This window comes from Brevundimonas diminuta (genome assembly GCF_039673845.1).
Lineage (GTDB): Bacteria > Pseudomonadota > Alphaproteobacteria > Caulobacterales > Caulobacteraceae > Brevundimonas > Brevundimonas diminuta_E.
In genome coordinates this window covers 54,127-76,278 of the sequence record NZ_JBDJMK010000009.1, presented here as the reverse complement: position 1 = coordinate 76,278, position 22,152 = coordinate 54,127, and the positions used below count along the sequence as shown (strand labels likewise).

The 22,152-nt window shown below is 66.2% G+C and carries 21 protein-coding genes; 15 read left to right on the top strand and 6 right to left on the bottom strand.

What is annotated here, in order from left to right; translation table 11 throughout:
* Positions 1 to 7 precede the first annotated feature (7 nt).
* Complete coding sequence (locus tag ABE454_RS11305; RefSeq protein WP_346531725.1) at positions 8 to 298, top strand: GNAT family N-acetyltransferase; 291 nt, start codon at positions 8 to 10, stop codon at positions 296 to 298.
* Positions 299 to 500: 202 nt separating this feature from the next.
* Here ABE454_RS11305 and ABE454_RS11300 read toward each other — a convergent pair whose 3' ends face one another.
* On the bottom strand, positions 501 to 827 hold the full coding sequence (locus ABE454_RS11300; protein WP_346531723.1) for a hypothetical protein: 327 nt from the start codon (positions 825 to 827) through the stop codon (positions 501 to 503).
* 195 nt (positions 828 to 1,022) lie between these two features.
* Positions 1,023 to 3,338 carry an excinuclease ABC subunit UvrB gene (gene uvrB, locus ABE454_RS11295; protein ID WP_346531721.1) on the bottom strand — a complete coding sequence of 772 codons (2,316 nt, stop codon included), beginning with the start codon at positions 3,336 to 3,338 and terminating at the stop codon, positions 1,023 to 1,025.
* Between the two features lie 391 nt (positions 3,339 to 3,729).
* Between uvrB and ABE454_RS11290 the strand changes: the two genes are divergently transcribed.
* From ABE454_RS11290 to ABE454_RS11270, 5 genes are all read left to right on the top strand, one after another.
* Complete coding sequence (locus ABE454_RS11290; RefSeq protein WP_346531719.1) at positions 3,730 to 6,786, top strand: TonB-dependent receptor domain-containing protein; 3,057 nt, start codon at positions 3,730 to 3,732, stop codon at positions 6,784 to 6,786.
* Between the two features lie 120 nt (positions 6,787 to 6,906).
* Positions 6,907 to 8,043: a beta-ketoacyl-ACP synthase III gene (locus ABE454_RS11285; RefSeq protein WP_346531718.1), complete on the top strand. Its 1,137-nt coding sequence runs from the start codon at positions 6,907 to 6,909 to the stop codon at positions 8,041 to 8,043.
* Positions 7,983 to 8,723: an iron-containing redox enzyme family protein gene (locus ABE454_RS11280; RefSeq protein WP_346531716.1), complete on the top strand. Its 741-nt coding sequence runs from the start codon at positions 7,983 to 7,985 to the stop codon at positions 8,721 to 8,723. The genes ABE454_RS11285 and ABE454_RS11280 overlap by 61 nt, the downstream gene beginning before the upstream one ends.
* Positions 8,720 to 9,649 carry a DUF6999 family protein gene (locus ABE454_RS11275; protein ID WP_346531714.1) on the top strand — a complete coding sequence of 310 codons (930 nt, stop codon included), beginning with the start codon at positions 8,720 to 8,722 and terminating at the stop codon, positions 9,647 to 9,649. Before ABE454_RS11280 ends, ABE454_RS11275 begins: the two co-directional genes overlap by 4 nt.
* A gap of 209 nt (positions 9,650 to 9,858) precedes the next feature.
* Positions 9,859 to 11,154, top strand: a complete 1,296-nt coding sequence (locus ABE454_RS11270) for a dicarboxylate/amino acid:cation symporter (protein WP_346531936.1) — start codon at positions 9,859 to 9,861, stop codon at positions 11,152 to 11,154.
* Here the strand turns inward: ABE454_RS11270 and ABE454_RS11265 are convergent.
* From ABE454_RS11265 to ABE454_RS11255, 3 genes are all read right to left on the bottom strand, one after another.
* The gene (locus ABE454_RS11265) at positions 11,094 to 11,756 is read right to left on the bottom strand and encodes a hypothetical protein (protein ID WP_346531712.1); all 663 of its coding nucleotides are present in this window, start codon (positions 11,754 to 11,756) and stop codon (positions 11,094 to 11,096) included. The genes ABE454_RS11270 and ABE454_RS11265 overlap by 61 nt on opposite strands.
* Entirely contained in the window at positions 11,753 to 11,962 is a 210-nt protein-coding gene (locus ABE454_RS11260; protein ID WP_346531710.1) for a hypothetical protein, read from the bottom strand. Before ABE454_RS11260 ends, ABE454_RS11265 begins: the two co-directional genes overlap by 4 nt.
* Before the next feature lie 187 nt (positions 11,963 to 12,149).
* Complete coding sequence (locus ABE454_RS11255; protein WP_346531709.1) at positions 12,150 to 14,789, bottom strand: M14 metallopeptidase family protein; 2,640 nt, start codon at positions 14,787 to 14,789, stop codon at positions 12,150 to 12,152.
* Positions 14,790 to 14,948: 159 nt separating this feature from the next.
* Here ABE454_RS11255 and ABE454_RS11250 point away from each other — a divergent pair, with 159 nt between their 5' ends.
* From ABE454_RS11250 to ABE454_RS11230, 5 genes are all read left to right on the top strand, one after another.
* Entirely contained in the window at positions 14,949 to 16,055 is a 1,107-nt protein-coding gene (locus tag ABE454_RS11250) for a bifunctional transcriptional activator/DNA repair enzyme AdaA (protein ID WP_346531708.1), read from the top strand.
* The gene (locus ABE454_RS11245; protein ID WP_346531706.1) at positions 16,036 to 16,599 is read left to right on the top strand and encodes a methylated-DNA--[protein]-cysteine S-methyltransferase; all 564 of its coding nucleotides are present in this window, start codon (positions 16,036 to 16,038) and stop codon (positions 16,597 to 16,599) included. The genes ABE454_RS11250 and ABE454_RS11245 overlap by 20 nt, the downstream gene beginning before the upstream one ends.
* A 258-nt stretch (positions 16,600 to 16,857) precedes the next feature.
* Positions 16,858 to 17,094 (top strand): helix-turn-helix domain-containing protein, encoded by a 237-nt coding sequence (locus tag ABE454_RS11240; RefSeq protein ID WP_346531704.1) that lies wholly within the window; start codon positions 16,858 to 16,860, stop codon positions 17,092 to 17,094.
* A 99-nt stretch (positions 17,095 to 17,193) separates the two neighbouring features.
* Complete coding sequence (locus ABE454_RS11235) at positions 17,194 to 17,442, top strand: hypothetical protein (protein ID WP_346531702.1); 249 nt, start codon at positions 17,194 to 17,196, stop codon at positions 17,440 to 17,442.
* 229 nt (positions 17,443 to 17,671) lie between these two features.
* Positions 17,672 to 17,977: a hypothetical protein gene (locus ABE454_RS11230; RefSeq protein ID WP_346531700.1), complete on the top strand. Its 306-nt coding sequence runs from the start codon at positions 17,672 to 17,674 to the stop codon at positions 17,975 to 17,977.
* Here the strand turns inward: ABE454_RS11230 and ilvA are convergent.
* Complete coding sequence (gene ilvA, locus ABE454_RS11225; protein ID WP_430826189.1) at positions 17,974 to 19,491, bottom strand: threonine ammonia-lyase, biosynthetic; 1,518 nt, start codon at positions 19,489 to 19,491, stop codon at positions 17,974 to 17,976. The genes ABE454_RS11230 and ilvA overlap by 4 nt on opposite strands.
* Before the next feature lie 173 nt (positions 19,492 to 19,664).
* Between ilvA and ABE454_RS11220 the strand changes: the two genes are divergently transcribed.
* From ABE454_RS11220 to nadA, 4 genes are all read left to right on the top strand, one after another.
* The gene (locus tag ABE454_RS11220) at positions 19,665 to 20,000 is read left to right on the top strand and encodes a GIY-YIG nuclease family protein (RefSeq protein ID WP_346531699.1); all 336 of its coding nucleotides are present in this window, start codon (positions 19,665 to 19,667) and stop codon (positions 19,998 to 20,000) included.
* 61 nt (positions 20,001 to 20,061) lie between these two features.
* Positions 20,062 to 20,754, top strand: coding sequence for a hypothetical protein (locus ABE454_RS11215; RefSeq protein WP_346531697.1), 693 nt, complete (start codon positions 20,062 to 20,064; stop codon positions 20,752 to 20,754).
* Positions 20,747 to 20,956: a helix-turn-helix transcriptional regulator gene (locus ABE454_RS11210; RefSeq protein WP_046652219.1), complete on the top strand. Its 210-nt coding sequence runs from the start codon at positions 20,747 to 20,749 to the stop codon at positions 20,954 to 20,956. Before ABE454_RS11215 ends, ABE454_RS11210 begins: the two co-directional genes overlap by 8 nt.
* A gap of 107 nt (positions 20,957 to 21,063) precedes the next feature.
* Positions 21,064 to 22,143 carry a quinolinate synthase NadA gene (nadA, locus tag ABE454_RS11205; RefSeq protein WP_346531695.1) on the top strand — a complete coding sequence of 360 codons (1,080 nt, stop codon included), beginning with the start codon at positions 21,064 to 21,066 and terminating at the stop codon, positions 22,141 to 22,143.
* Positions 22,144 to 22,152: the final 9 nt, after the last annotated feature.

Genomic DNA, 22,152 nt, shown 5'->3' with positions numbered 1-22,152 from the left:
GAGACGCATGACGGGCTTTAAAGACCTCGCCGCCGACCGACGTTTCCAGCAGGTGTTCGCGACCGACGACGGCGCGGAACATCCCGTCTGGGCCGAGTATGCGGTGCGCGGCCAGTCCCGCGTCATCCTGCATGTCGAGGCGCACCCGGCCCTGCGCGGCACGGGCGCGGCGGGGCGTTTCATGCAGGCGCTGGCCGAATATGCGCGGGCCGAGGGGCTGACCCTGATCCCGCACTGCAGCTATGCCGTGGCGTGGCTGAAGCGGCATCCCGAGTACGCGGACGTGGTGGGAGCGTAGCGGCGCGTTTGCTGGATCCTCGGGTCAAGCCCGAGGATGACGGCGTTGAAGGAAGAGGCGGCGCGAAGCGCCCAGGCCGCGTCGAGAAGGCGCACAAAATGCGCTCAGGCAGCGAGCCGCCGCGCGGCGAGGGATAGAGCCCTTAAATCAAGGATGCGCTGAAGCAGCAAGCCGCCGCGCGGCGAGCGATAGCGCCCTTAAATCAAGAATGACTCTTGGCCACGATGGCCTTCATCGTTTCGGCCTTGGAGGGCAGGTCGGCGACGAGGCGGGCGGCCAGTTCGCGGGCGCCGACCGGATAGGCGTCGCCGCCGTCGGCGATTTCGCGGGCCATGTCGGCGGCCTTGCACAGGGCGACCTCAAGCGCCTCGACCTGTTCGATGGCCAGGGCGCGGGCTTCGGCCTGAAGGCGTTTGACGCGCTCGGCGGTGGTTTCGGGCGCGCGCATCAGGTCATAGACCTCGGCTTCCGGCGAGGAGACCAGGCGCAGGGCGGCGCGGGCGTCGGTGTCATTGCTGGACTTGGTCATCGAGTCTCTCCTGAGCGCACCATGCCGCATTTTGGCCCCAAGGTCGCATCCCATTTTGCGGCCAAGCTCGAAGCCGCGCGGCCATGTTGCCCGTAAGCCTCATGAATCGGAGATGAAGGGCGGGGTAGCCCCGCGACCCCTCATCCGACCTCGCTCCGTTCGGCCGTCTTCTCCCACAAGGGGAGAAGGAAAGGGTCAGCGCCCCTTTCTGAACGCCTCCGCCTTCTCGGCCGCCGCCTCCTTGCGCCAGCGCTTCGGGGCTGACTTGTCGACCTCCTCGCCCGCGCCCGTCAGGGCTTCGTTGGCGAATTCGAGGTCGAGGAGCTTCATCTTCTTGATCTCGTCGCGCAGGCGGGCGGCCTCCTCGAACTCGAGGTTGGCGGCGGCCTCGCGCATCTTGCCTTCCAGATCCTTGAGGGCGGCCTGGAAGTTGGAGCCGACGAAGGGCCTGGCCTCCTCGGCGACGCCGGGGCGGGTCAGGCGGTCCAGGTCGCGGGACTCGTAGGGGCTCTCGAGGATCTCCTTGATGTCGCGCTTGACCGTCGCGGGCGTGATGCCGTGTTCGAGGTTGTAGGCCTGCTGCTTCTCGCGGCGGCGGTCGGTCTCGGCGATGGCGCGCTCCATCGAGCCGGTCATGCGGTCGGCATAGAGGATGACGCGGCCGTCGACGTTGCGCGCCGCGCGGCCGATGGTCTGGATCAGGGAGGTCTCCGAGCGCAGGAAGCCCTCCTTGTCCGCGTCGAGGATGGCGACCAGGCCGCACTCGGGGATGTCGAGGCCCTCGCGCAGCAGGTTGATGCCGATCAGCACGTCGAATGAACCGAGGCGCAGGTCGCGCAGGATCTCGATCCGCTCCAGGGTGTCGACGTCGGAGTGCATGTAGCGGACGCGCACCCCCTGTTCGTGCATGTATTCGGTCAGGTCTTCGGCCATCTTCTTGGTCAGGGTGGTGACCAGGGAACGGTAGCCGGCGCGGGCGGTGGCCTTCACCTCGTCGATGACGTCGTCGACCTGGTTGCGGGTGGCGCCGGAGACGGGACGGATCTCGACCGGGGGGTCGATCAGGCCGGTGGGGCGGATGACCTGTTCGGTGAAGACGCCGCCGGTCTTGTCCAGCTCCCAGGCGCCGGGGGTGGCCGAGACGAAGACGGTCTGGGGCCGCATGGCGTCCCATTCCTCGAACTTCAGCGGGCGGTTGTCGATGGCGGAGGGGAGGCGGAAGCCGTACTCGGCCAGGGTCGACTTGCGGCGGTAGTCGCCGCGGAACATGGCGCCGATCTGGCCGACGGTGACGTGGCTCTCGTCAACGAACAGCAGGGCGTTGTCGGGGATGTATTCGAAGAAGGTGGGCGGCGGCTCGCCCGGCGCGCGGCCGGTCAGCCAGCGGCTGTAGTTCTCGATGCCGGCGCAGGAGCCGGTGGCCTCCATCATCTCCAGATCGAAGCGGGTGCGTTGTTCGAGGCGCTGGGCCTCCAGCAGCTTGCCGTTCTCGACCATCCAGTCGAGCGTCTCCTTCAGCTCGGCCTTGATGCCGTTGACGGCCTGATTGAGCGTCGGGCGCGGGGTGACGTAGTGGCTGGCGGCGTAGACGGTGACCTCGTCCAGCGCATTGGTCTTCTTGCCGGTTAAGGGATCGAACTCGTCGATGGCCTCGATCTCGTCGCCGAACAGGCTGATGCGCCAGGCGCGGTCCTCGAGGTGGACGGGGAAGATCTCCAGCGTGTCGCCGCGCTTGCGGAACATGCCGCGCTCGAAATGGACGTCGTTGCGCTTGTATTGCAGGGCGATCAGGTCAGCGCGCAGCTTGGCCTCGTCGATCTGGTCGCCGACCTTTAGGCCGAAGGTCATGGCGGTGTAGGTCTCGACCGAGCCGATGCCGTAGATGCAGCTGACCGAGGCCACGACGATGACGTCGTCCCGCTCCAGGATCGCGCGGGTGGCGGCGTGGCGCATCCGGTCGATCTGCTCGTTAATCGAGCTGTCCTTCTCGATGTAGGTGTCGGTGCGCGGGACGTAGGCCTCGGGCTGGTAGTAGTCGTAGTAGCTGACGAAATACTCGACCGCATTGTCGGGGAAGAAGGCCTTGAACTCGGAATAGAGCTGGGCCGCCAGCGTCTTGTTGTGGGCCAGGATCAGGGCCGGGCGCTGGGTCTGTTCGATCACCTTGGCCATGGTGAAGGTCTTGCCCGAGCCGGTGACGCCCAGCAGCACCTGTTCGCGATCGCCTTCGTCCGCCTGGGCCACAAGCTCGGCGATGGCCGAGGGCTGGTCCCCGGCGGGCTGGTATTTCGTCTCCAGCCGGAAGGGGATGCGCTTCTTGTTGGTCGGCCGGTCGGGGCGGTGAGGGACCCAGTCGGCGGGGGCGGCGGGGGCTTCTTCAGGCGTCAGGCGCGGGCCGTTTACGGGCGCGAAGGCGGGCGCGCGGCCGTGATCGAAAGCGACCGGCGCCTCGGCCATGCCGGGATTGGGCGTGTGGATGGGCTTGGTCGGTTTCGCGGGAGAACGGGCCATGAACATCAAGGTAATGCGCCGCAGGGCCTCGCGCCAGTAAGAGAAGCGCCTTTACTGAAGTGACTGTAGGGCCTCGCGTAGCGGTTGCGTGTGGCTGTTGCGGCTGGGAGCGCGATGTTATTGGGGAGTATTTTTGCTCACTCCCTCCCTGAAATGCACAACTTTACATTGAAATCGTATAATATTTTTAATTGACGTGGCGATTTTGCGTCAAAAATGCCTCACAATTACCAGTAACGCTGATTTTCCGTAAGAATTGAGTTGATGATGTGATGTACGAATCCTAGCCATAACGCAGGCCAAGCAACGCTGAAATCGTGCGCTGGTATGCGTCTCTGAGCTTTCAGATCGACGTAATGTTAAATTGTAATTGTTAGGTGCGGAGAAGCATATGCGTACTCGCAAGCATTATTTGCTTTGTACAACCATGGCCGTAGGAATGGCCGCTGTATCCATGGCCCTGTTTGCCCCGGCGACGGCAAGCGCTCAAACTGAAGAAGGCAGGGCTCAGGAAGCCACTCAGGTTGAAGAGATCGTTGTCGTTGGTTCGCGCATTCGTCGTGATAATTACAACGCGCCGTCGCCCACTCAGGCTATAACCCGTGAGGAAGCGACGCTGCAGGGCTTCGCCTCGACCACCGAGGCGCTGCAGAGCACAGCCGTTACCGGCGGCTCATCGCAGATCAATAACTCCTTCGGCGGTTATGTCACCGACGGCGGCCCCGGCGCCAACACCATCGGCCTGCGCGGCATGGGACCGAGCCGCACCTTGGTCCTGCTGAACGGCCGCCGCGTTTCACCGGCCGGCTCGCAGGGCTCGGTCGGCGCTGCTGACCTGAACGTTCTTCCGACCGCCATGATCGACCGGGTTGAAGTGCTGCGTGACGGCGCCTCTTCGGTCTATGGCTCGGACGCCATTGCAGGTGTCGTCAACATCGAGACCCGCAAGAACTTCGAAGGTCTGACCTTTGAAGCCCAGCGCAATGAGTCGCTGGAAGCCAACGGCAACGGCGGTTCGACCCGTTTCTCGCTGACGGCGGGCGCCCGGGGCGACCGCTGGCGGGCGTCGGGCTCGATCGAGCGTTATGAGCGCGACGAACTGACCCTGCGCGATCGTGAATTCACGCGTTGCCAGACGGACGGCTATCGTAACGGTCGTGACTTTATCGATCCGCTGACCGGCAAGTCGAAGTGCTATCCGATCACGACGACGGGCTCGAACGGGTCGTCGATCAACACCATCGGCACCGGCGCGCTGACGTCGGATCAGTTGATGTCGGACCTGGTCGGCGTCGATCTTCGTCCTGGCATCATCTATGCGCCCGGCATGACGGCGGGTTCGATCGCCAACGGCACCTATATTGATCGCTGGCGTCCGAATTCGTCAGTGACGACGGGGCTCGCCGGCTTTGAAGGCGTCGGCGGCGCCTACCTGGATAACCGTGATGATCCGCAGGGTCTGGTCGCGCAGAACGTCAACATCCGCGACACCTTTGACGATCGGATGCTGAACCAGTCGCTGATTTCTCCGGTTGAGATCACGACGATCTATGGTGAAGCTGGATATCAGCTGCAAGCTTTGGGCAATGCCGAGCTGTACGGCGAATTCCTGCTGAATAACCGTAAGTCGTCGCAGACGGGCTATCGTCAGTTGGCGCTTGACTACGCCAAGGGCAGCCCGCTGATCCCGGATAACCTCGGCTGGAGCACTTTTTCTGGTGACCAGGGCCTGAGCAAGGGCAAGCCGGTGGGCGTTCGCGCCTTCATCGGTTTCGGTAATGACACCTCCACCCAGGAAGTGCGCTTCAACCGCAATGTTGTCGGCATCAAGGGCGATTTCTTCGTTCCTGAGTGGCGCTACGACCTGTCGGCCAGCTATTCCAAGTCGCGTTCGGAATACACCAGCCAGCAGTTCCTGACGGATCGTCTGGCGGAAACGCTGGATGTCGTTAAGCTCGGCGACGGGACCTTCCAGTGCCGTGAACTGGCGTCGAACCCGGGCTGCGTTGCGGCTCCGGCCCTGACAACTCAGGTCATCGGCGGCCAACTGCCCAAGGAGTGGGTCGACTACGTCTTCCGTCCGATCCGCGGCATCACCGAGTTTGAAGAAAAAATCGTCAGCCTGGGTCTGGATGGTCCGCTGTTCGACTTGCCAGCTGGCAAGGTGATGGCCTTCTTCGGCGCTGAATGGCGTGATTCCGAGATCGACGATACGCCTGCTCTCGATTCGCAGCGCGGCAACACCTACAACTATTCCACCGCCGCCATCACGCGCGGAACGGACTCGGTGTGGGAAGTCTTCGGCGAAATCGAAGCGCCGCTGCTGCGTGACCAGCCCTTCGCCAAGGAACTGACCCTGAACGCCTCGGTGCGTTACACGGACTATGATTCCTATGGTGACGACACGACTTACAAGGTCGGTCTGGTCTATCGTCCGATCGACTGGATGACGCTGCGCGGCACCTATGGCACCTCCTACCGCGCTCCGGCGCTGTTCGAGCAGTTCGTCGGCGCCACCACCGGCTATCTGTCGGCCGGCGCAGATGTCTGCAACGACTACACCGGCGAAGACGTCACCGCGAACCGCGCCGCCAACTGTAAGGCCGATGGCCTGCCGTCGGGCTTCAATTCGAAGCAGAGCATTACGGTCGTCAGCAAGGGCGGGGCTGAAGCCAATCTGGCGGCTGAAACCTCGACCAATATGACGATCGGTCTGGTGCTGCAGCCGCCGTTGCCGCTGAGCTGGGGCGACCTGGCGTTCGCCGTCGATTACTATGAGATCGAAGTGAAGAACGGCGTGGCGCAATACGGTGCGACCAACATCATGGAGCGCTGCTACGACTCCAGCGCCGCGGACTTCAATGCGGGCGTTGGCTTCTGCTCGCTGCTGGAGCGCGACAAGGACAACTTCACGCTGACCGTCCAGAACGGTTACGTCAACCTGGCGACGGATATCGTCAAGGGCCTGGACTACACGCTCCGTTATCGTAAGGACGTGGGCCCCGGCACGGCGTTGTTTAACCTGGCGATCACTCAGTACACGGAAATCTCGAGCAAGCTGTTCGCTGATGATCCGCTGGAAGAGTATAAGGGCATGGTCAACAATCCGGAATTCACCGGAACCGCTGATCTGTCCTACGCTTGGGACAAGTGGCGCGTCCGTTATGGCGTCGAGTGGATCAAGGGCATGGATAGCTATGCCTATTATGAGGAAGATCCGGTGACCAGCCAGTACGACCTGGCGGTTGATGACTACTTCCAGCACAACGCCTCGGTCCAATACACGGCTGATGGCTGGACGGTTACGGCCGGTATCCGCAACCTGCTGAACGAAGATCCCCCCGTGGTGTCTTCCGGCGTGCACAACCGGGTCGGCAACGCCCCGCTGTACTCGGGTTACGACTACCTCGGCCGGACGGCCTTCGTGAACCTCACGAAGTCCTTCTAAGGTCTGACCTGATTTTAGGTTGAGGAGAGGGCGGCGGGCTTCGGTTCGCCGCCCTTTCTGCGTCTGAGGCCGACGTTTCCGGCTTGTGCGCGGGCTGCGCCGCCGCCAAGGTCCGCCCACATGAGTATGCTTCGCGACGTCTTCATCACCGGAACCGGCGCTGTCTTGCCCGGAGAGCGGATCGGCAATGACCGGATGGAGGACTTCATCGGGCGCATCGGCGGGCGGGCGTCCGCCGTGGGGCGGCGCGCCCTGCGCTGGAACGGGATCGAGGGGCGGCATTACGCCCTGAACGCAGATGGGGCGCCGTTGCATTCCAATGCTTCCATGTGCGCGGACGCCGTGCGGGCGGCGCTGGATGAGGCGGGGTTGAGCCTCGGCGATCTGCAGCATCTGGGCGCGGCGGCGACGCAGGGCGACTATCTGGTGCCCGGCCACGCCAGCGCGGTTCAGGCCGAACTGGGCGCCGGGCCGCTGGAGGCGTTCAGCTATCAGTCGGTCTGCGCCAGCGCCCTGATGGCGGCCAAGGGGGCGTGGCTGAGCGTGCGCGCGGGCGAGGCGGACGTCGCCGCCGCCTGTGCGGGAGAGTTTTCATCGCGCTGGTTCCGGCCTGCCTTCTATGAGGGCACGGCGCTGGTGGACGAGAAGGGGCGGGCGCGGATCGAGGCGGACTTCCTGCGCTTCACCCTGTCGGACGGGGCGGGGGCCGTGGTGATGGAGCCGAAGCCGAAGCCCGACGGCCTGAGCCTGAAGGTCGAGTGGATCGACATGACCTCGCTGGCCGGGCGCTTCGATCCCTGCATGTGGGCCGGATCGACGCCGGAAACGCGCGCCGACATGACCAGCGCCTGGAGCCACGCGGGCCCGGCGGCTGCACATGCGGCGGGGGCGGTGGCCCTGTTGCAGGACTTCGAACTGTTGAAGATCGTCATCCGCGCCTGGATCGGCGTCTGGCTGGAGAAGGTGGACGCCGGGCGCATCGTGCCCGATCAGGTCGATCATCTGCTGTGTCATTATTCCGCGCGGTCGCTGCGCGAGGAGATCGTCGGTCTGCTGGAAAGCACCGCCGCCATGATCCCGGAAGAGAAGTGGTTCACGACGTTGGCCGACAGCGGCAATGTCGGTTCGGCCTCGATCTGGGTCATGCTGGACGCCTTCCTGAAGTCGGGACGCGGCAAGCGTGGAGATAAGGTGCTGTGCATCGTGCCCGAGAGCGGGCGGGCGATGATCGGCTTCATGATGCTGGAGATTGTGTGATGGCGGAACAACTGGCCGAGGCGGCGGTCGCCGACACCCTACGGAAGCTGGCGGTGGTCTTCGCCGATTTCGAGCAGCGGCTGGAGGCGACGCCGCTGATCCGCAAGCTGACGCGGGGGCGGTTCGAGATCGCCGACTACCACGCCTTCCTGATCAACCTGCGCCAGCAGGTGAAGGACGGGGCGCTGTGGATGAGCCGGGCGGCGTCAAACGTCGGCGAGAACCATCTGGAACTGCGCTCGACACTGATGCGCCATGCGGTGACGGAGCATCGCGACTTCCGTCTGCTGGAGGCCGACTTCGTTGCGGCGGGCGGGGCGCTGGAGGACATCCAGTCGGCGCCGAAGAATGTGGGGTCCGAGGCTCTGTCGGCGTGGATGTTCCATGAGGCGTCGAAGCCTGATCCGTTCGGCCTGCTGGGCGCCATGTTCATCATCGAGGGGCTGGGCTCGATCAAGGCGCGGCCGTGGGGCCTGAAGGTGCAGGAGCGGCTGGCGCTGCCCGACGAGGCGGTGCGCTTCCTGCTGTATCACGGCGACAACGACGCCGAGCACATGAAGGAGTTCGAGGAGATGCTGGGCATGGTGCTGCCCGATCCCTTCATCGCCGAACGCATCGTCACGACGGCCCGCGTCACCGCCCGCCTCTACGCCCTGCAGATCGAGGAGATCGCGGCGTGAGATACTACAAGCCGGGGGAGGATCCGTTCGACCCCGCGCGGTTCGATCCCAAGGATCCCGATCCGTGGATGGCGCTGTATCTGGACCACAGCCTGCCGATCGACGACGGAGCCAAACGCGATCTGTTGCTGGGGGCGCGGTCGCGGTCGCGGCGCTGGCTGTTCCCGGTGGCGCGGCCGCTGGTGTTCCTGTTCTTCTGCCTGGTGAAGGTGCTGCGGGTCATCTCGCCGAAATACCCGAACCTGAACGGCCTGTTGCACAAGACCATCCACTGGGGCCTGCGGACCTTTGTGACGCCCGAGGGCAACCGGGTGATCCTGCGCCACTTCCACGTCGGGTCCGAACTGACCGCCTTCGTGCGCGAGAATGCGGGCGTGGGCGACAAGGTGACGAAGTGGCCGCTGACGCCGACGCGGCTGAAGGACATCGAGCCGGACCTGTTCCTTCAGCACGACCTGAACATCTTCAACTTCGTCATCGAGATGAACGCCGCCTTGCGCGCCGAGGGGCGGGAGCTGATGCCGCCCGAGCGCATCGACTTCTCCATGATCTCGGACGAATTCCCGCCCTTCGAAGAGTTTCCGCGCAAGTGGCATAACTTCGTCGACGTGCAGACGGCGGTGGAGTTCTACACCCCCATCTATGCGCTGATGCTGCCGCGCGACGACTTCGTGCGGGCGTCCAGTTCGTTGCAGCTGGACGAGGTGATGGCCATCTATATCGCCCGCATCCTGGGCACGAGCTACCACATGGCCTTCGTCAAGAACGGCCATCCGCTGGTGGCGCTGTCGACGCTGCAGGCGGGCTATCGGCTGATGATGCACGGGCTGGATTCGGAGGCCATGCACGGCTGGCTGCGGGTGATGAAGGCGCGCCAGGCGGCGGGCCTGCCGCTGGACCCGGCCAACTCGGGCGCGCCGAAGTAAAAGCCCTCCTCCTCCTCGATGGGGGAGGGTTGGGTGGGGGTGTAGGCAGGTGGCGCCCTGTAGAGCGCAGTGAGGCGCCGCATCTCCTGTGCCTGATCGGCGCGGCCGCGTGTTCACCCCCATCCCCGGCCCTTCCCCCATTGAGGGGAAGGGAGGCGCCATCCTGTTTTGCGCTGGCGCGCGGCGCGGCGGCTGCTAGCGTGGCCGGTATGAAATCGGCGCGCTCTTTTCTGACCTCTCTCAGCACGATGGTGCTGCTGTCGCTTGTGCTGGGCCTGCTGGCCGGGGCGGCGGCGCAGGCCTGGGGCCTGCCGGGCGGCCATGTCACGGCGGACTTCATTCAGGCGCTGGGCCAGCTGTGGCTGAATGCGCTGAGGATGACGATCATCCCGCTGGTGTTCAGCCTGCTGGTGACGGGCATCGCCTCCATCGCGGACGCGGCGCGGACCGGGCGGCTGGCGCTGAAGGCGGTGTCGTGGTTCGGGGGGCTGATCGTCTTTGCGACCATCTATGCGGTGGCGGCGGCCTATGGGCTGCACGCCCTGTGGCCCATCGACCCGGAAGGCGCGCGCCTGCTGCTGGCCATCAAGCCGGAGGGCGCCGAGGGCGTCGGCGCGGGCGCGCCGTTCAGCGAGTTCGTCAAGACCATCGCCCCGTCCAACCCGATCCGCGCGGCGGCCGAGGACGCCATTCTGGGCATGGTGGTGTTCGCGGTCTTCTTCGGCTTTGCGGCGTCGGGACTGCCGGAGCGGCTGCGGGTTCCGCTGATCACCTTCTTCGAGGCGGTGGGCGAGACGATGATCGTCATCGTCCGCTGGGTGCTGAAGGCGGCGCCGCTGGGCGTCTTCGCCCTGTCGATCGGGGTGGGGCTGACGGCGGGGGCCAGCGCGGCGGGGGTGCTGCTGCACTATGTGGCGCTGATCTCCATCGCCTGCATCGGCATTGGCCTGATCTTCTATCCGTTGGCGGTCATCTTCGGCCGGGTGAGCCTGGGCCGGTTCGCGCGGGCGGCGGCCCCGGCGCAGGTCGTGGCCTTCTCGACCCAGTCTTCGCTGGCCAGCCTGCCGGTCATGGTCGAGCGCGCGGTCGACGAACTGGGCGTCAGGCGGGCCACGGCGGGGCTGGTCCTGCCGCTGGCGGTGGCGGTGTTCCGCATCACCAGTCCGGTCGCCAATCTGGGCGTGGCCATCTATTGCGCCCATCTGTTCGGACTGGAGCCTTCGGCGGGCCAGTTGTTCGCCGCCATGCTGACGGCGGTGCTGATCTCGATCGGCACGGTAGGGTTGCCGGGTCAGGCCAGCTTCTTCGCCTCCATCGCCCCGATCTGCATCGCGATGGGGGTGCCGCTGGAGCTGCTGCCCCTGTTGCTGGCGGTGGAAGTCGTGCCCGACATCTTCCGCACCCTGGGCAACGTCACCGCCAATCTGGCCGTGGTCCGCATCGTTCAGGGCGGAGAGGCTGAGGATGCAGGCGAGGCGCCGGACGTCGCCGGGGCGAAGCTGTAGCGGGCGGTCAGGCGCTGGACCGAGGGGGAGGGCAGCAGGCCGTAGTGGCGGCGCTCGGTGCGGATTTCGATCTGCAGCGCGCCGTCCGGCGCCGTGGAGATGACGCCAAGGGCGCGGGTCTGCGTCAGGCTTTCATACTGAGGACGTACGCTGCTGAAGCCGATCCACAGGCGGCCGTCGGCGCAGCCGGCGATGCGAGAGCCGTTGGCCGACCCGTTGGGGTCCAGGGCGATGGCGCGGCCGTCCACGGGGATCTGCGCCGCGCCGTGGGCGTCCTTCGCCTGCCAGCCTTCGCCGTCGCGAGTGAAGGCGACAGAGGCGTCATGCGTCCCATCGGCGGCCATGAGTTCGGTCAGGCCCAGTTGCTGGCCCAGCACCTGTTGCAGGACGGCGGGTCTGGCTTCGGTCGTGGCGTCGTGGCCGTCGGAGCGCCAGACGCCAGCAAGGGCGGGGCAGTCGCCGGGCGGCGCCGTGATGGCGGGCGGGCCCGAGCCGCGCCACTGTGTCGGCAGGCCGCCCGTGTGCGAAACGCAGGCGCCCAGAAGCAGGGCGCCGGACAGAAGCGAGACGGGCAGGGCGGATGAGGGGCGGATGCGGCTCATTCCTCCATCGCCTCGAACATGGCTTCGGCCTCGTCAAAAGTGTCGTAGTCGAGGCGTTCGGGCGGGCGCAGGATGACGAAACGGCTCAGTGTCCGCGTGTCGTTTTCCGCCTGACGGTCCCATTGCCAGAAGCTGCGGTCGATGCGGCTCTGCAGCAGGGTCCACTCGCCGTCATCGGCGGGCGGGCGCGGCGATTCGACGGTCATCCGTGGTCAGCTCCCCTGAGGTTCGGGCCCAGCAAAGCCTGTGCGGGGGCGGCTGTCAAAATTTCGCCCTGAATTCTTTCGCCCGCAGCGGGAGAGGCGAACGCGGCGCCAATGAAAAGGGGTTGCGGACCCGGCGGCCCGCAACCCCTTCTTCATCTGGTGGTCTCGCAAGGCGGGACGGGGTCGTTCAGTTCCCCTTCGCGCCCGAGGTGTGGGCCGGGCCGCGGAAGACGGCGTTCAGGAACAGGGGCTTCAGCCCTTCCAGGAAGGCGCGCATGGTCACGTCCTGAGTGAAGGCGACAACCTGGCCGCGGCCGACTTCGGACGCCATGGCGACGGGTTTATAGGCCAGTTGGCGGCGGTTCTCGGCCCACAGCTGGCCGGACGCCAGAACCTGATCCGGCCCGGCCAGACGCACGACATTGGTCCCCTGAGCGCGGGCCAGCGGGGCGTAGATGTCCGAGCCGCGCACCATGACGCTGAGGGTCGGGGCGACGCCTGCGCCCAGCCAGTGTTCGTTGTCGACCACGGCGCTGGCCAGAACGCCGGCGACTGGATCGGGCGCGCCGCCGTGGTGGCCGGTCATGGCCAGGTATTCGGCGTCGGTGGCGATCTCGCTGCCGCCGCCCTTCTTGTCCTTTTCCTTGTCGCCATCGGCGGAGACGGCGCCTTCGCGGCGGCTGTCCAGCAGGCCCGCGTCAGGGTCGGTCAGCAGACGGCTGGCGCCGCCGACGCCGATCAGGACGCCGCCCGACTGGACCCAGGCGCGCAGATTGGCGACGCCGCGGGCGCCCAGCGCCTGTTCGTAATCGCGGCCCGACGGCAGGATCAGCACCTGGTAACGGGACAGGTCGGCGCTGGCCAGACGGCGGGTGCGGACGGCCGTGACCGGCCAGCCGTATTCGCGTTCCAGCACATGACGGATGGAACCGGCCGATTCCGGCTCGGTCGGGTCGTCCCAGGCCATGGCGACGCGCGGGCCGGTGATGACGGAGGCGCGGTCCGAGCCGATGCTGGGCCCGCTGGAGACCCACGACGTGGCCAGCGGCGTCACCCGCGCGCCGCTGCCGGCGGCCAGACGGCGGACGCGCTCGTCCAGATCATCGGGCGAACCGGCGCGCGGCACGATGAAGGAGCCCGCCGGATAGGCGTTGCCGTCCAGGGTGAAGGGCGCCTCGATCGAGCGGACCGGCAGCTTGTCCGTCAGGGCGGCGGTCAGGAAACGCATCCCCGCCGTGCCCGGATGGATGGCGTAGCCATAGGTCGCATCGCCCTGAGCCACGGCGGCCGGGCGGATCAGCTCGGGCCCGACGGCGGCCGTCTGCACCGAGGGGGCGCCGGTGCAGCGCTGGCTGGGCACATTGAACAGCAGGGGCAGGGACCAGCCGGTCAGGTCATAGATCTCATCGCCCAGACCGCGCGCGCGGCGGGCTTCCTGTTCGGCCAGGAATTTCGGGTCCAGAGGCACGTCCTTGGCCAGCAGGGTCTCGGCCATGCGGCGCTGGGGCTGGGACAGGTTCACGATATAATCGCCCGCCTGATAGCTCTGACCGCAGGCGGAGAAGGATGCGGCAGCGCGTCCGACCTCCAGCCCCGAACGGACCAGCAGGCCCGCCAGCTTGTCGGCGGCGGCCGGGTCGGCGGCGGCGGAGCGCGACAGGACATAGGCGCCGCGCCCGCCCGAAATCCCGTCGCGGTGGAAGGCGTAGAAGTCGCTGAGCAGCTTTTCGCGGTCGCGAGCGGCGGTCTCGATGGTCGACAGGGTGGCGGTGAGGTGGCCCTTGACCGTGTCGGCGTAGGTCAGCATCTCGCCCGACGACCGGCGCGCCAGAAGGCCGCGCGACGAGCCCTGCTCATAGGTCATGGAGACGGCTCCGAAATAGGCGGGCCAGCCGTCGCCATAGCCCGGATAGAAGGCGTCGAACGTCTCACGCGTGAAATAGTCCAGCCCGGCCTGATCGAAACGGGCGGCGTTGTTGCGGCCGAACCGCTCGCGCGCCTCAAGAATGGCCGGATAGATCCACGGGTTCAGCGGCTGGGCTTCGGGCGGGAAGAAGAAGCTGGAGTCGGTGCCCATCTCGTGGGAATCGACCACCACCTGCGGGCGCCATTCGCGGATCAGGGCCGAGTGGCCCTGCGTTTCCGGCTGGGACTGGATGAACCAGTCGCGGTTCAGGTCGAACAGATTGTGGTTGTAGCGGCCCGACGGCCACGGCTCGGCCCGCTCGGCCGACAGGGGGTCGCCGTTGGGCTGGGCGCCCAGGCCCGCCTCGAAGCTGTTGATGAAGCGTTCGCGCCCGTCGGGGTTCTGGGTCGGGACGAAGACGACCACGACGTTTTCGAGCCAGCCTTGAGCCTCGGCGTCGAGGCCGTCGGTCAGGCGGCGCGCGGCCATGATGGCGGCGTCGGCGGGGCTGATCTCATTGCCGTGGACCGAATAGGCCATCCAGACGATGGCCGGGGTGTCGTTGATCAGGGCGCGGGCCTGCTCGGGGCTGGTCCTGCGCGGATCGGCCAGGGCGTTGGTCGCGGCCTTGATGGCGTCCAGCCGGGCGATGTTGCGCGGCGATCCGACGGCGGCCCAGAACAGGGGGCGGCCTTCCCACGTCTGGGCGTAGTCGCCCATGACCATGCGGTCGGGATTGGCGGTGCGCAGCGCCTCGAAATAGCGGCGCACATCGGCCGAGCGGGTGATGCGCTCGCCATTCTCGTGGCCGACGACGGCCAGAAGCTCGGGCGGATTCTGTTGCGCCAGTGCGGGCGCAGCGGCGGCCAAGGACAGGCTGAGCGCCAGCAGGGAACAGGCGGCGCGGCGACGATAAGACATAAGATTACTCCCCCTACAGACCGAAGACATTAGCCGCGCAGGCGGCGCGAAGGAAGCGACGAGCGTAAAACCGCAGGATCATCACGCGACCTCATCGCGCGGCGCCGTCATGTCCGAAAACCGCGAGACAGGGCGGCGTCGAGGGCGCAGGGTGCGGGCATGGAAAACGTCAGCGACAGTCTGGATCAGGAGGCCTGTTATCGGGCGGTCCTGACGCGCGACCCGCGCTTCGACGGGCGCTTCTTCACCTGCGTCAAGTCCACCGGAATCTATTGCCGCCCGGTCTGCCCGGCGCGGACGCCGAGGCGTGAGAACATGCGCTTCGTCGCCAGCGCGGCGGCGGCCGAGGAGGCGGGCTTTCGCGCCTGCCTGCGCTGTCGCCCGGAGACGGCGCCCGACATGGGCGCGTGGCGTGGGACGTCCAATACGGTCAGCCGGGCGCTGAACCTGATCGAGGCGGGGGCTCTCGATGAGGGCGACGTCGACGCCCTGGCCGCGCGGCTGGGCGTGGGCGAGCGGCACCTGCGCCGCCTGTTTCGCCAGCATCTGGGCGCCGCCCCGGTCAGCGTGGCCCAGACGCGCCGCGTCCTGCTGGCCAAGGCCCTGATCCACCAGACCGACCTGCCGATGGCTGAAGTAGCGATGGCGTCCGGCTTCGGCAGCGTGCGGCGCTTTAACGAGACATTTCAGGCCCTGTATGGACGGCCGCCGTCGGCGCTGCGCGCGCGGGCCGAGCGCCCTTGGGACGGCGGGGTCAGACTGAGCCTGCCCTATCGCCCGCCTTATGAGGTCGAGGCCATGCTGACCGCCCTGAAGGCGAAAGGCGAGACGGTCGATGGCGGCGTCTGGCGCCGCGTTCTGGCGCCGGCGACGGACGGAGCGACGGGCGAGGTCACGGCCCGGTTCGAGGCGGGCGACCGGCTGGCGGTCACGGCGGCGCTGGATGATCTGAAGGCTTTGCCGGGGGTGCTGGCGCGGGTGCGGCGGCTGTTCGATCTGTCGGCCGACCCCGAGGCGATTCGGCGCGATCTGTCGGCGGACCGTCTGCTGGCGCCGCTGGTCGAGGCGCGGCCGGGGCTGCGTCTGCCGGGCGACTGGCGCGATGAGGCGGCCGACATGGCCAGCGACCGGCTGGAAGACGAACGGCTTGCGGGGCGGGCCGAGCAATGGCGGCCCTGGCGGGCCTATGGCGTGCTGCACCTGCGCGAGGCAGGCGTAGACGGCGCGCAAATCATGGAGAACGACGATGAAAAAGACGCAGCCTGAAGCCTTTACGCTGGATCGCATCGCTACGCCGGTGGGCGAGGTGCTGCTGGTGACGGACGCGGACGGCGCCGTGCGCGCCTTCGACTTCACCGACTATGAGGCGCGGATGATCAAGCTGCTGGCCCGCCACTACGGCGAGGTTCAACTGACGCCGGGACGGGCGCCGGAGGCGGTGCGGACCGCCATCGCCGCCTATTTCGATGGTGATCTGACAGCGCTGGACGGGCTTGAGGTGAAGACCGGCGGCACGGAATTCCAGCGTGCGGTCTGGGCGGCGCTGCGGACCATTCCCGCGGGGCGGACCTGGAGCTACGGTCAACTGGCGCAGGCCATCGGCAAGCCCGCCGCCGTGCGCGCCGTAGGCCTGGCCAACGGCGCTAATCCGATCGGCGTCATCGTGCCCTGCCACCGGGTCGTCGGCGCCAATGGAACCCTGACCGGCTATGCGGGCGGGTTGGAGCGCAAACGCTGGCTGCTGGCGCACGAAGCGTCACGGAACGGTGCTGAGGATGGAACCTGGCAGGGGACTTTCGCGCTGGATTGATAGCGACATTCATTCGAGCGCTCATTTATGGAGTCTGGCGCCCGATCATGCTGTTTCGGAAGCCTCGTCCCCTAAAAAACGCCCTTTAACTAATCGCAACGCGTCAACGTCGATAATTATTAATTCGGCCCCAAAATCTGAATTGATGAAGATCATTGTTTCTGATCTAAAGCGCCCCCAATTCTCGAATTATTAAAAATAACGCCTCCGACTTAGGGAAGATAACTGGCGAAATTCGAGAGAGAGGGGAGCATCACTTTGGATTCGCTAGCGATTAACGTCCAAATCGGCCAAAATGTAAAACTGGCGCGTAAGGGCGCTGGCCTTGACGTGGCTCAACTTGCCGCGCTGCTCGACATAAGCGCTGATCAGATTGAGCGCATAGAAGCAGGGACGCATCGCGCCACGGCCGAGTTGCTGTGGTTGATGGCGCGGGCGATGGGGGTATCGGCCTCTGTATTTTTTACAGAGTTCGGCCAAACACCTAAAATGTAACATCGGTACTGGACAGGACTCGTTTTTCGTTAGAGTCTCCTTTTGACGACAGCTTTCGCAGCCTATCGTCTGCGAATGTCGTCTCAGAGGGGGGAAGACATGACGCCCGAAACAGACTTTGAGAGTGGCTTTCAAGAACTCTCCAGGCCGCTGGTCGAGAACCAGCTTGAAGATGCGCGGGATGTATTAGAAGAAAAACTTCTTCAGCATACGCCCACCACGAATCGTGAGGCGGCATTACTGCTCGACCTTGCGCTTGCGAACATTGAGATCGGCGGGCGATGCGATGGCCTTGATGTTGAGGCCGTGCGGACGGTGCGTTCTTACCTGTCGCCAGAACCCAACTGACTATGCCTTCTGGTGAAGGACCTTGGCTGGATGATGAAACGGTTCAATGGGGCCGTCGTCGACGCCGCAGGTGGCGATGACTTTATAAGCCGTAGCGGAAGGGCTGGCGGGCAAGGCCGGCACGGATCCGGCCGTCGCGCGCATGAAGATGTCCCGGAGGCGATCAACCGGGCGTGAGGCCGGCGTGGCGGCGTTGACATCGGCTCGCCGGGCTTTTTGGGTTCAGGCCATGACGACGCTGCGGCGCAAGGCCCTGATTGATTCCCTCTGGTATGTGATTCCGCTGGCGATCGCGGTCGTTCTGAACGCTGTCGTGAGGCCGTTCATGGCAGAGCGTCTGGGCGGCGAGATGATCCGCCGGGGCGCCAGCGTCCGGGGATCGGATACATGGTGGACGTTCGACGCCGCCACCCGCGCCGCCCATCCGTGGCAGACCGGCTTTCTGGAGATGTCGCACGGGGCGGTGGCCTTTGCGACGATGGGGGTGATCGCAGTCCTGTTTGTCTGGCGTTGTTTCGCTCGGCCGCGAGGCTAGGCGGCGCCGTCCAGGAACAGGCGGCAGGCCGGGTTGTCGGTTTCGTCGACGTAGGGGTAGCCCAGTTCGTCTAGCGCCGCGTTGAGGGCCGCCTGTTGGTCCGGGGGGACGCTGACGCCCGCCAGCACCCGGCCCGCGTCGTCGCCGTGGTTGCGATAGTGGAACAGCGTCAGGGCCCAGGCGGGCTGAAGGCTGTTGAGGAAGCGCAGGAAGGCGCCCGGCCGTTCGGGGAACTCAAAACGCAGCAGCCGCTCGTGCGGCAGGCCGATGGTGCGCCCGCCGACCATGTGGCGGACGTGCAGTTTGGCCGTCTCATTGTCGCTCATGTCCACGACGGAATAGCCGTCGGCGGTCAGATGCCTGAGCAGGCTTTCACGCTCGGCGGCGCCGTCGCGCAGGGCCACGCCGACGAAGATCTGGGCCGTGCCGTCGCCGGACCAGCGGTAGTTGAATTCGGTGATCGAGCGGCCGTCGAGGCTTTGCAGGAAGCGATGATAGTCGTCGCGCCGGTCGGGCATGGCGACGGCGAACAGGGCCTCGGCGCCCTCGCCGATCTCGGCCCGCTCGGCGACGTGGCGCAGGCGGTCGAAGTTGACGTTGGCGCCCGAGTTGATCGCGACCAGCGCGCCTGATCCGGGGTTGCGCGCGGCCCACGCCTTGAGGCCCGCCAGGGCCACGGCGCCCGACGGCTCGGCCACCGCGCGCACGTCGTCGAAGATGTCCTTGACCGCCGCGCAGATGGCGTCGGTGTCGACCAGAACGATCTCGTCCAGCAGGTCGCGGCACAGGCGGAAGGTCTCGGACCCGGCGCGGCGCACCGCCACGCCGTCGGCGAACAGGCCGACCTGATCCAGATCGACCACGCGCCCGGCCTCGATGGCGCTTTTCATCGTCGGGGCCTCGGCGGGTTCGACCCCGATCAGCCGCGTCTCGGGCCGCAGGAAACGGACGATGGCCGCCACCCCCGCGGCCAGCCCGCCGCCGCCGATGGGGATGAAGACGGCGTCGATGGGATCGGGGTGCTGGCGCAGGATCTCCAGCCCGACCGTGCCCTGTCCCGCGATGACGTCGGGGTCGTCGAACGGGTGGACGAAGGTGGCGCCGGTTTGTTTTTCCAGCGTGCGGGCGTGGGCGTAGGCGTCATCGAAGCTTTCGCCGTGCAGCACGACCTGACCGCCCAGCCCTTGAACCGCCGCCACCTTGATGCCCGGCGTGGTGGTCGGCATGACGATGGTCGCCGCCGCCCCGCGTCTGGCCGCCGCCAGCGCCACTCCCTGCGCATGATTGCCGGCCGAGGCGCAGATGACCCCGCGCGCCAGTTCGGCCTGCGTCATGGCCGCGATCCGGTTGTAGGCGCCGCGGATCTTGAACGAGAAGACCGGCTGTAGATCCTCGCGCTTCAGCAGGGCGGGCCGCCCGATCCGCGCCGACAGCCGCTTCAGCGGGTCGAGCGGGGTCTGCTCGGCCACGTCATAGACGCGGGCGGTCAGGATGCGGCGGACGGTGTCTTGCACGATTATCTCGATAAGCGACGGAGGTGCGGGATTGAATGACCTCCCGTCTAGGTCAGATCGCGCATGAAGGGCAACAGATTGCCTGTTGCGGCGCATCATGCGCCCGTGCGTCTGAAGTATTTACCCGGGTAAAATAAGCGTCTATATCACCCGGATAAATATGGAGTCTTCTGATGCACCTGACCGAACGCAAGGCGCTGGTCGCCGCCTATAAGGAGCGCCCCGTCATCGCCGGGGTGTTCGCCGTCATCTGTTCCGCCACGGGCCGCAGCTGGGTGGGCCAGAGCCGCCACATCGACACCCAGCAGAACAGCCTGTGGTTCTCGCTGAAGACCGGCGGCAGTCCGTTCGCCTCCCTACAGGCGGAATGGAAGGCGCACGGCCCCGACAGCTTCCGCTTTGAGCAGTTGGACCGTCTGTCGCCTGAACTGTCGGACATGGCCCGCAAGGACGAGCTGAAGAAACGCGCGGCGCTGTGGACGGCGCGGCTGGGCGCCGAGGCGCTGTAGATCGGGCTTGCGATGTAACCTGTAGGTGATATGTAACCTGTAGGTATCACGGGAGGCGCCGATGGACGACGACCTGAAACGGGCGAAGGCGAATGAGCGGCGTCGGGTAAGGCGACTGCAGATGGTTGCGGCGCTGGGCGGCGTCGGCGTCACGGCGGGGGTTCTCGGCGTTGGGGTGGGGAAGAGCGGCGAGGGCTGGATGACGGTCGTCGGCATCGTGCTGGCGCTGGCAGGGCTGGGCGTCGTTATCGCCTCCTTTTCTCTGGCAGGTCGCTTTATGCCGGACGGCGACACCATCCGTGTCGAGAACGCCAGAGGCGGCTATCGCGACAGCGTTCAGAAGAAGCGCGCCGTGTCGATGGCGTTCATGCCGTTTGCGTCGCTCTTTCTTGTCTATCAGGGCACGATCTCGGCGTGGGCGATTGCTGGCGGTCAGGCGAACGCCGAGCACTGGCTCATGGCAAGACTGTCGCCGATAGTTTCGGCGGTGCTGCTGTTGATGGTCGCCGGTCTGGATAATCCCGGCGACAAGAAGATGAAGCGGTTGCTGGAGGACGAACTGACGCTGTCGTTCCGGCGCAGCGCTCTGAACGCGGCCCTCGGCGTCGCCATGATCGGCCTCTTGGTCGTCTTCGCCCTCGGCCTTTGGAAGCCGCAGGCGGCGGTGGCGGCCATGCCGGGGCTGATGTTCGTCACGGCCTCGGCGGCGGGGCTGCGTTACTGGCAGCTGGATCGGCGGGCCGCCGGTGGCTGATCCGCGTCTGGTCGTGAAGCTGAAGGCCGTGCGCACGGCGGCGGGTCTGACGCAGCAGGAACTGGCCGACCGGGCCGGGCTGTCGCGCAAGACCGTGAACACGGTGGAGAATGGGGTCTTCACCCCGTCGGTGCTGGTCGCCCTGACGCTGGCGCAGGCGCTGGGCGTGCCGCTGGACGCCCTGTTCACCCTGGAAGACTGAGCCGATTTCCCTTGCGCCGTGTGCGGAACAGCCTACATTGCGCCTGCTTATGCTAACTTTGAGCATAAGTCGGGGCCGCGCAGACGGTCGTTGAGGGAGTAGGGATGATGGCGGACGGCGCTTTCGGTCTGTCGCAGGAACTGGCGGAAGAAACCGCCCCGGTGTGGGACAAGGTCAAGGACCACGTCACCCCGCTGGAGTGGCCCGAGCAGGCGCGGCTGATCAGCGAGATCAACCGGCTGAAGCGCGAGCGCGACGCGGTCATCCTGGCCCATAACTATATGACGCCCGAGATTTTTCACGGGGTCGGCGACTATGTCGGCGACAGCCTGGGGCTGGCCAAGGAGGCCGCCAATTCGAAGGCCAGGGTGATCGTTCAGGCGGGCGTTCACTTCATGGCCGAGACGTCCAAGATCCTGTCGCCGGACAAGACGGTGCTGATCCCCGACCTGCGCGCGGGTTGTTCGCTGGCGTCCTCGATCACGGGGGCGGACGTGCGGCTGATCAAGGAGCGGCATCCGGGCCTGCCGGTCGTCACCTATGTGAACACCACGGCCGATGTGAAGGCCGAGACCGACATCTGCTGCACCAGCGCCAACGCCGTCCAGGTCGTCGAATGGGCGGCCAAGGAATGGGGCGTCGACAAGGTCATCCTGATCCCCGACGAATATCTGGCGCGCAATGTGGCGGCGCAGACGACGGTGGGCATCATCGCCTGGGCGGGACACTGCGAGGTGCACAAGCGCTTCACCACGCAGGACATCGCCGACATGCGCGACGCCTGGCCGGACGCCGAGGTGCTGGCTCACCCCGAATGCCCCGAAGAGATCCTGCGCGCCGCCGACTTCGCCGGTTCGACCGCGGCCATGACGGAGTATGTTGAAAAGCGTCGGCCCAAGCGGGTGGTGCTGATCACCGAATGCTCGATGGCCTCCAACATCAAGGGCGACGTGCCCGAGGTGGAGTTCGTCGGGCCGTGCAACCTGTGCCCGCACATGAAGCGCATCACGCTGGAGAACATCCGCGACTGCCTGCTGCACATGCAGTTCGAGGTGACGGTTCCCGAAGACATGCTGGAGAAGGCGCGCCTGGCGGTGCAGCGGATGATCGACCTGCCGCCGCCGTCGAAGCCGGCGCGCTATGACCTGGTCAAGGCGCGGCATCATGTCGATGTGGAGCTGATCTGACGGCCCAGC

Bases quoted from the DNA above. Each gene is read 5' to 3' on its own strand.
- ABE454_RS11300 (WP_346531723.1), bottom strand. From the start codon at position 827: ATGACCAAGTCCAGCAATGACACCGACGCCCGCGCCGCCCTGCGCCTG.
- ABE454_RS11235 (WP_346531702.1), top strand. From the start codon at position 17,194: ATGACGCCCGAAACAGACTTTGAGAGTGGCTTTCAAGAACTCTCCAGG.
- ABE454_RS11305 (WP_346531725.1), top strand. From the start codon at position 8: ATGACGGGCTTTAAAGACCTCGCCGCCGACCGACGTTTCCAGCAGGTG.
- ABE454_RS11290 (WP_346531719.1), top strand. From the start codon at position 3,730: ATGCGTACTCGCAAGCATTATTTGCTTTGTACAACCATGGCCGTAGGA.
- nadA (WP_346531695.1), top strand. From the start codon at position 21,064: ATGGCGGACGGCGCTTTCGGTCTGTCGCAGGAACTGGCGGAAGAAACC.
- ABE454_RS11245 (WP_346531706.1), top strand. From the start codon at position 16,036: ATGAAAAAGACGCAGCCTGAAGCCTTTACGCTGGATCGCATCGCTACG.
- ABE454_RS11215 (WP_346531697.1), top strand. From the start codon at position 20,062: ATGGACGACGACCTGAAACGGGCGAAGGCGAATGAGCGGCGTCGGGTA.
- ABE454_RS11265 (WP_346531712.1), bottom strand. From the start codon at position 11,756: ATGAGCCGCATCCGCCCCTCATCCGCCCTGCCCGTCTCGCTTCTGTCC.
- uvrB (WP_346531721.1), bottom strand. From the start codon at position 3,338: ATGGCCCGTTCTCCCGCGAAACCGACCAAGCCCATCCACACGCCCAAT.
- ABE454_RS11285 (WP_346531718.1), top strand. From the start codon at position 6,907: ATGAGTATGCTTCGCGACGTCTTCATCACCGGAACCGGCGCTGTCTTG.
- ABE454_RS11270 (WP_346531936.1), top strand. From the start codon at position 9,859: ATGAAATCGGCGCGCTCTTTTCTGACCTCTCTCAGCACGATGGTGCTG.
- ABE454_RS11220 (WP_346531699.1), top strand. From the start codon at position 19,665: ATGCACCTGACCGAACGCAAGGCGCTGGTCGCCGCCTATAAGGAGCGC.
- ABE454_RS11230 (WP_346531700.1), top strand. From the start codon at position 17,672: ATGACGACGCTGCGGCGCAAGGCCCTGATTGATTCCCTCTGGTATGTG.
- ABE454_RS11250 (WP_346531708.1), top strand. From the start codon at position 14,949: ATGGAAAACGTCAGCGACAGTCTGGATCAGGAGGCCTGTTATCGGGCG.
- ABE454_RS11260 (WP_346531710.1), bottom strand. From the start codon at position 11,962: ATGACCGTCGAATCGCCGCGCCCGCCCGCCGATGACGGCGAGTGGACC.
- ABE454_RS11255 (WP_346531709.1), bottom strand. From the start codon at position 14,789: ATGTCTTATCGTCGCCGCGCCGCCTGTTCCCTGCTGGCGCTCAGCCTG.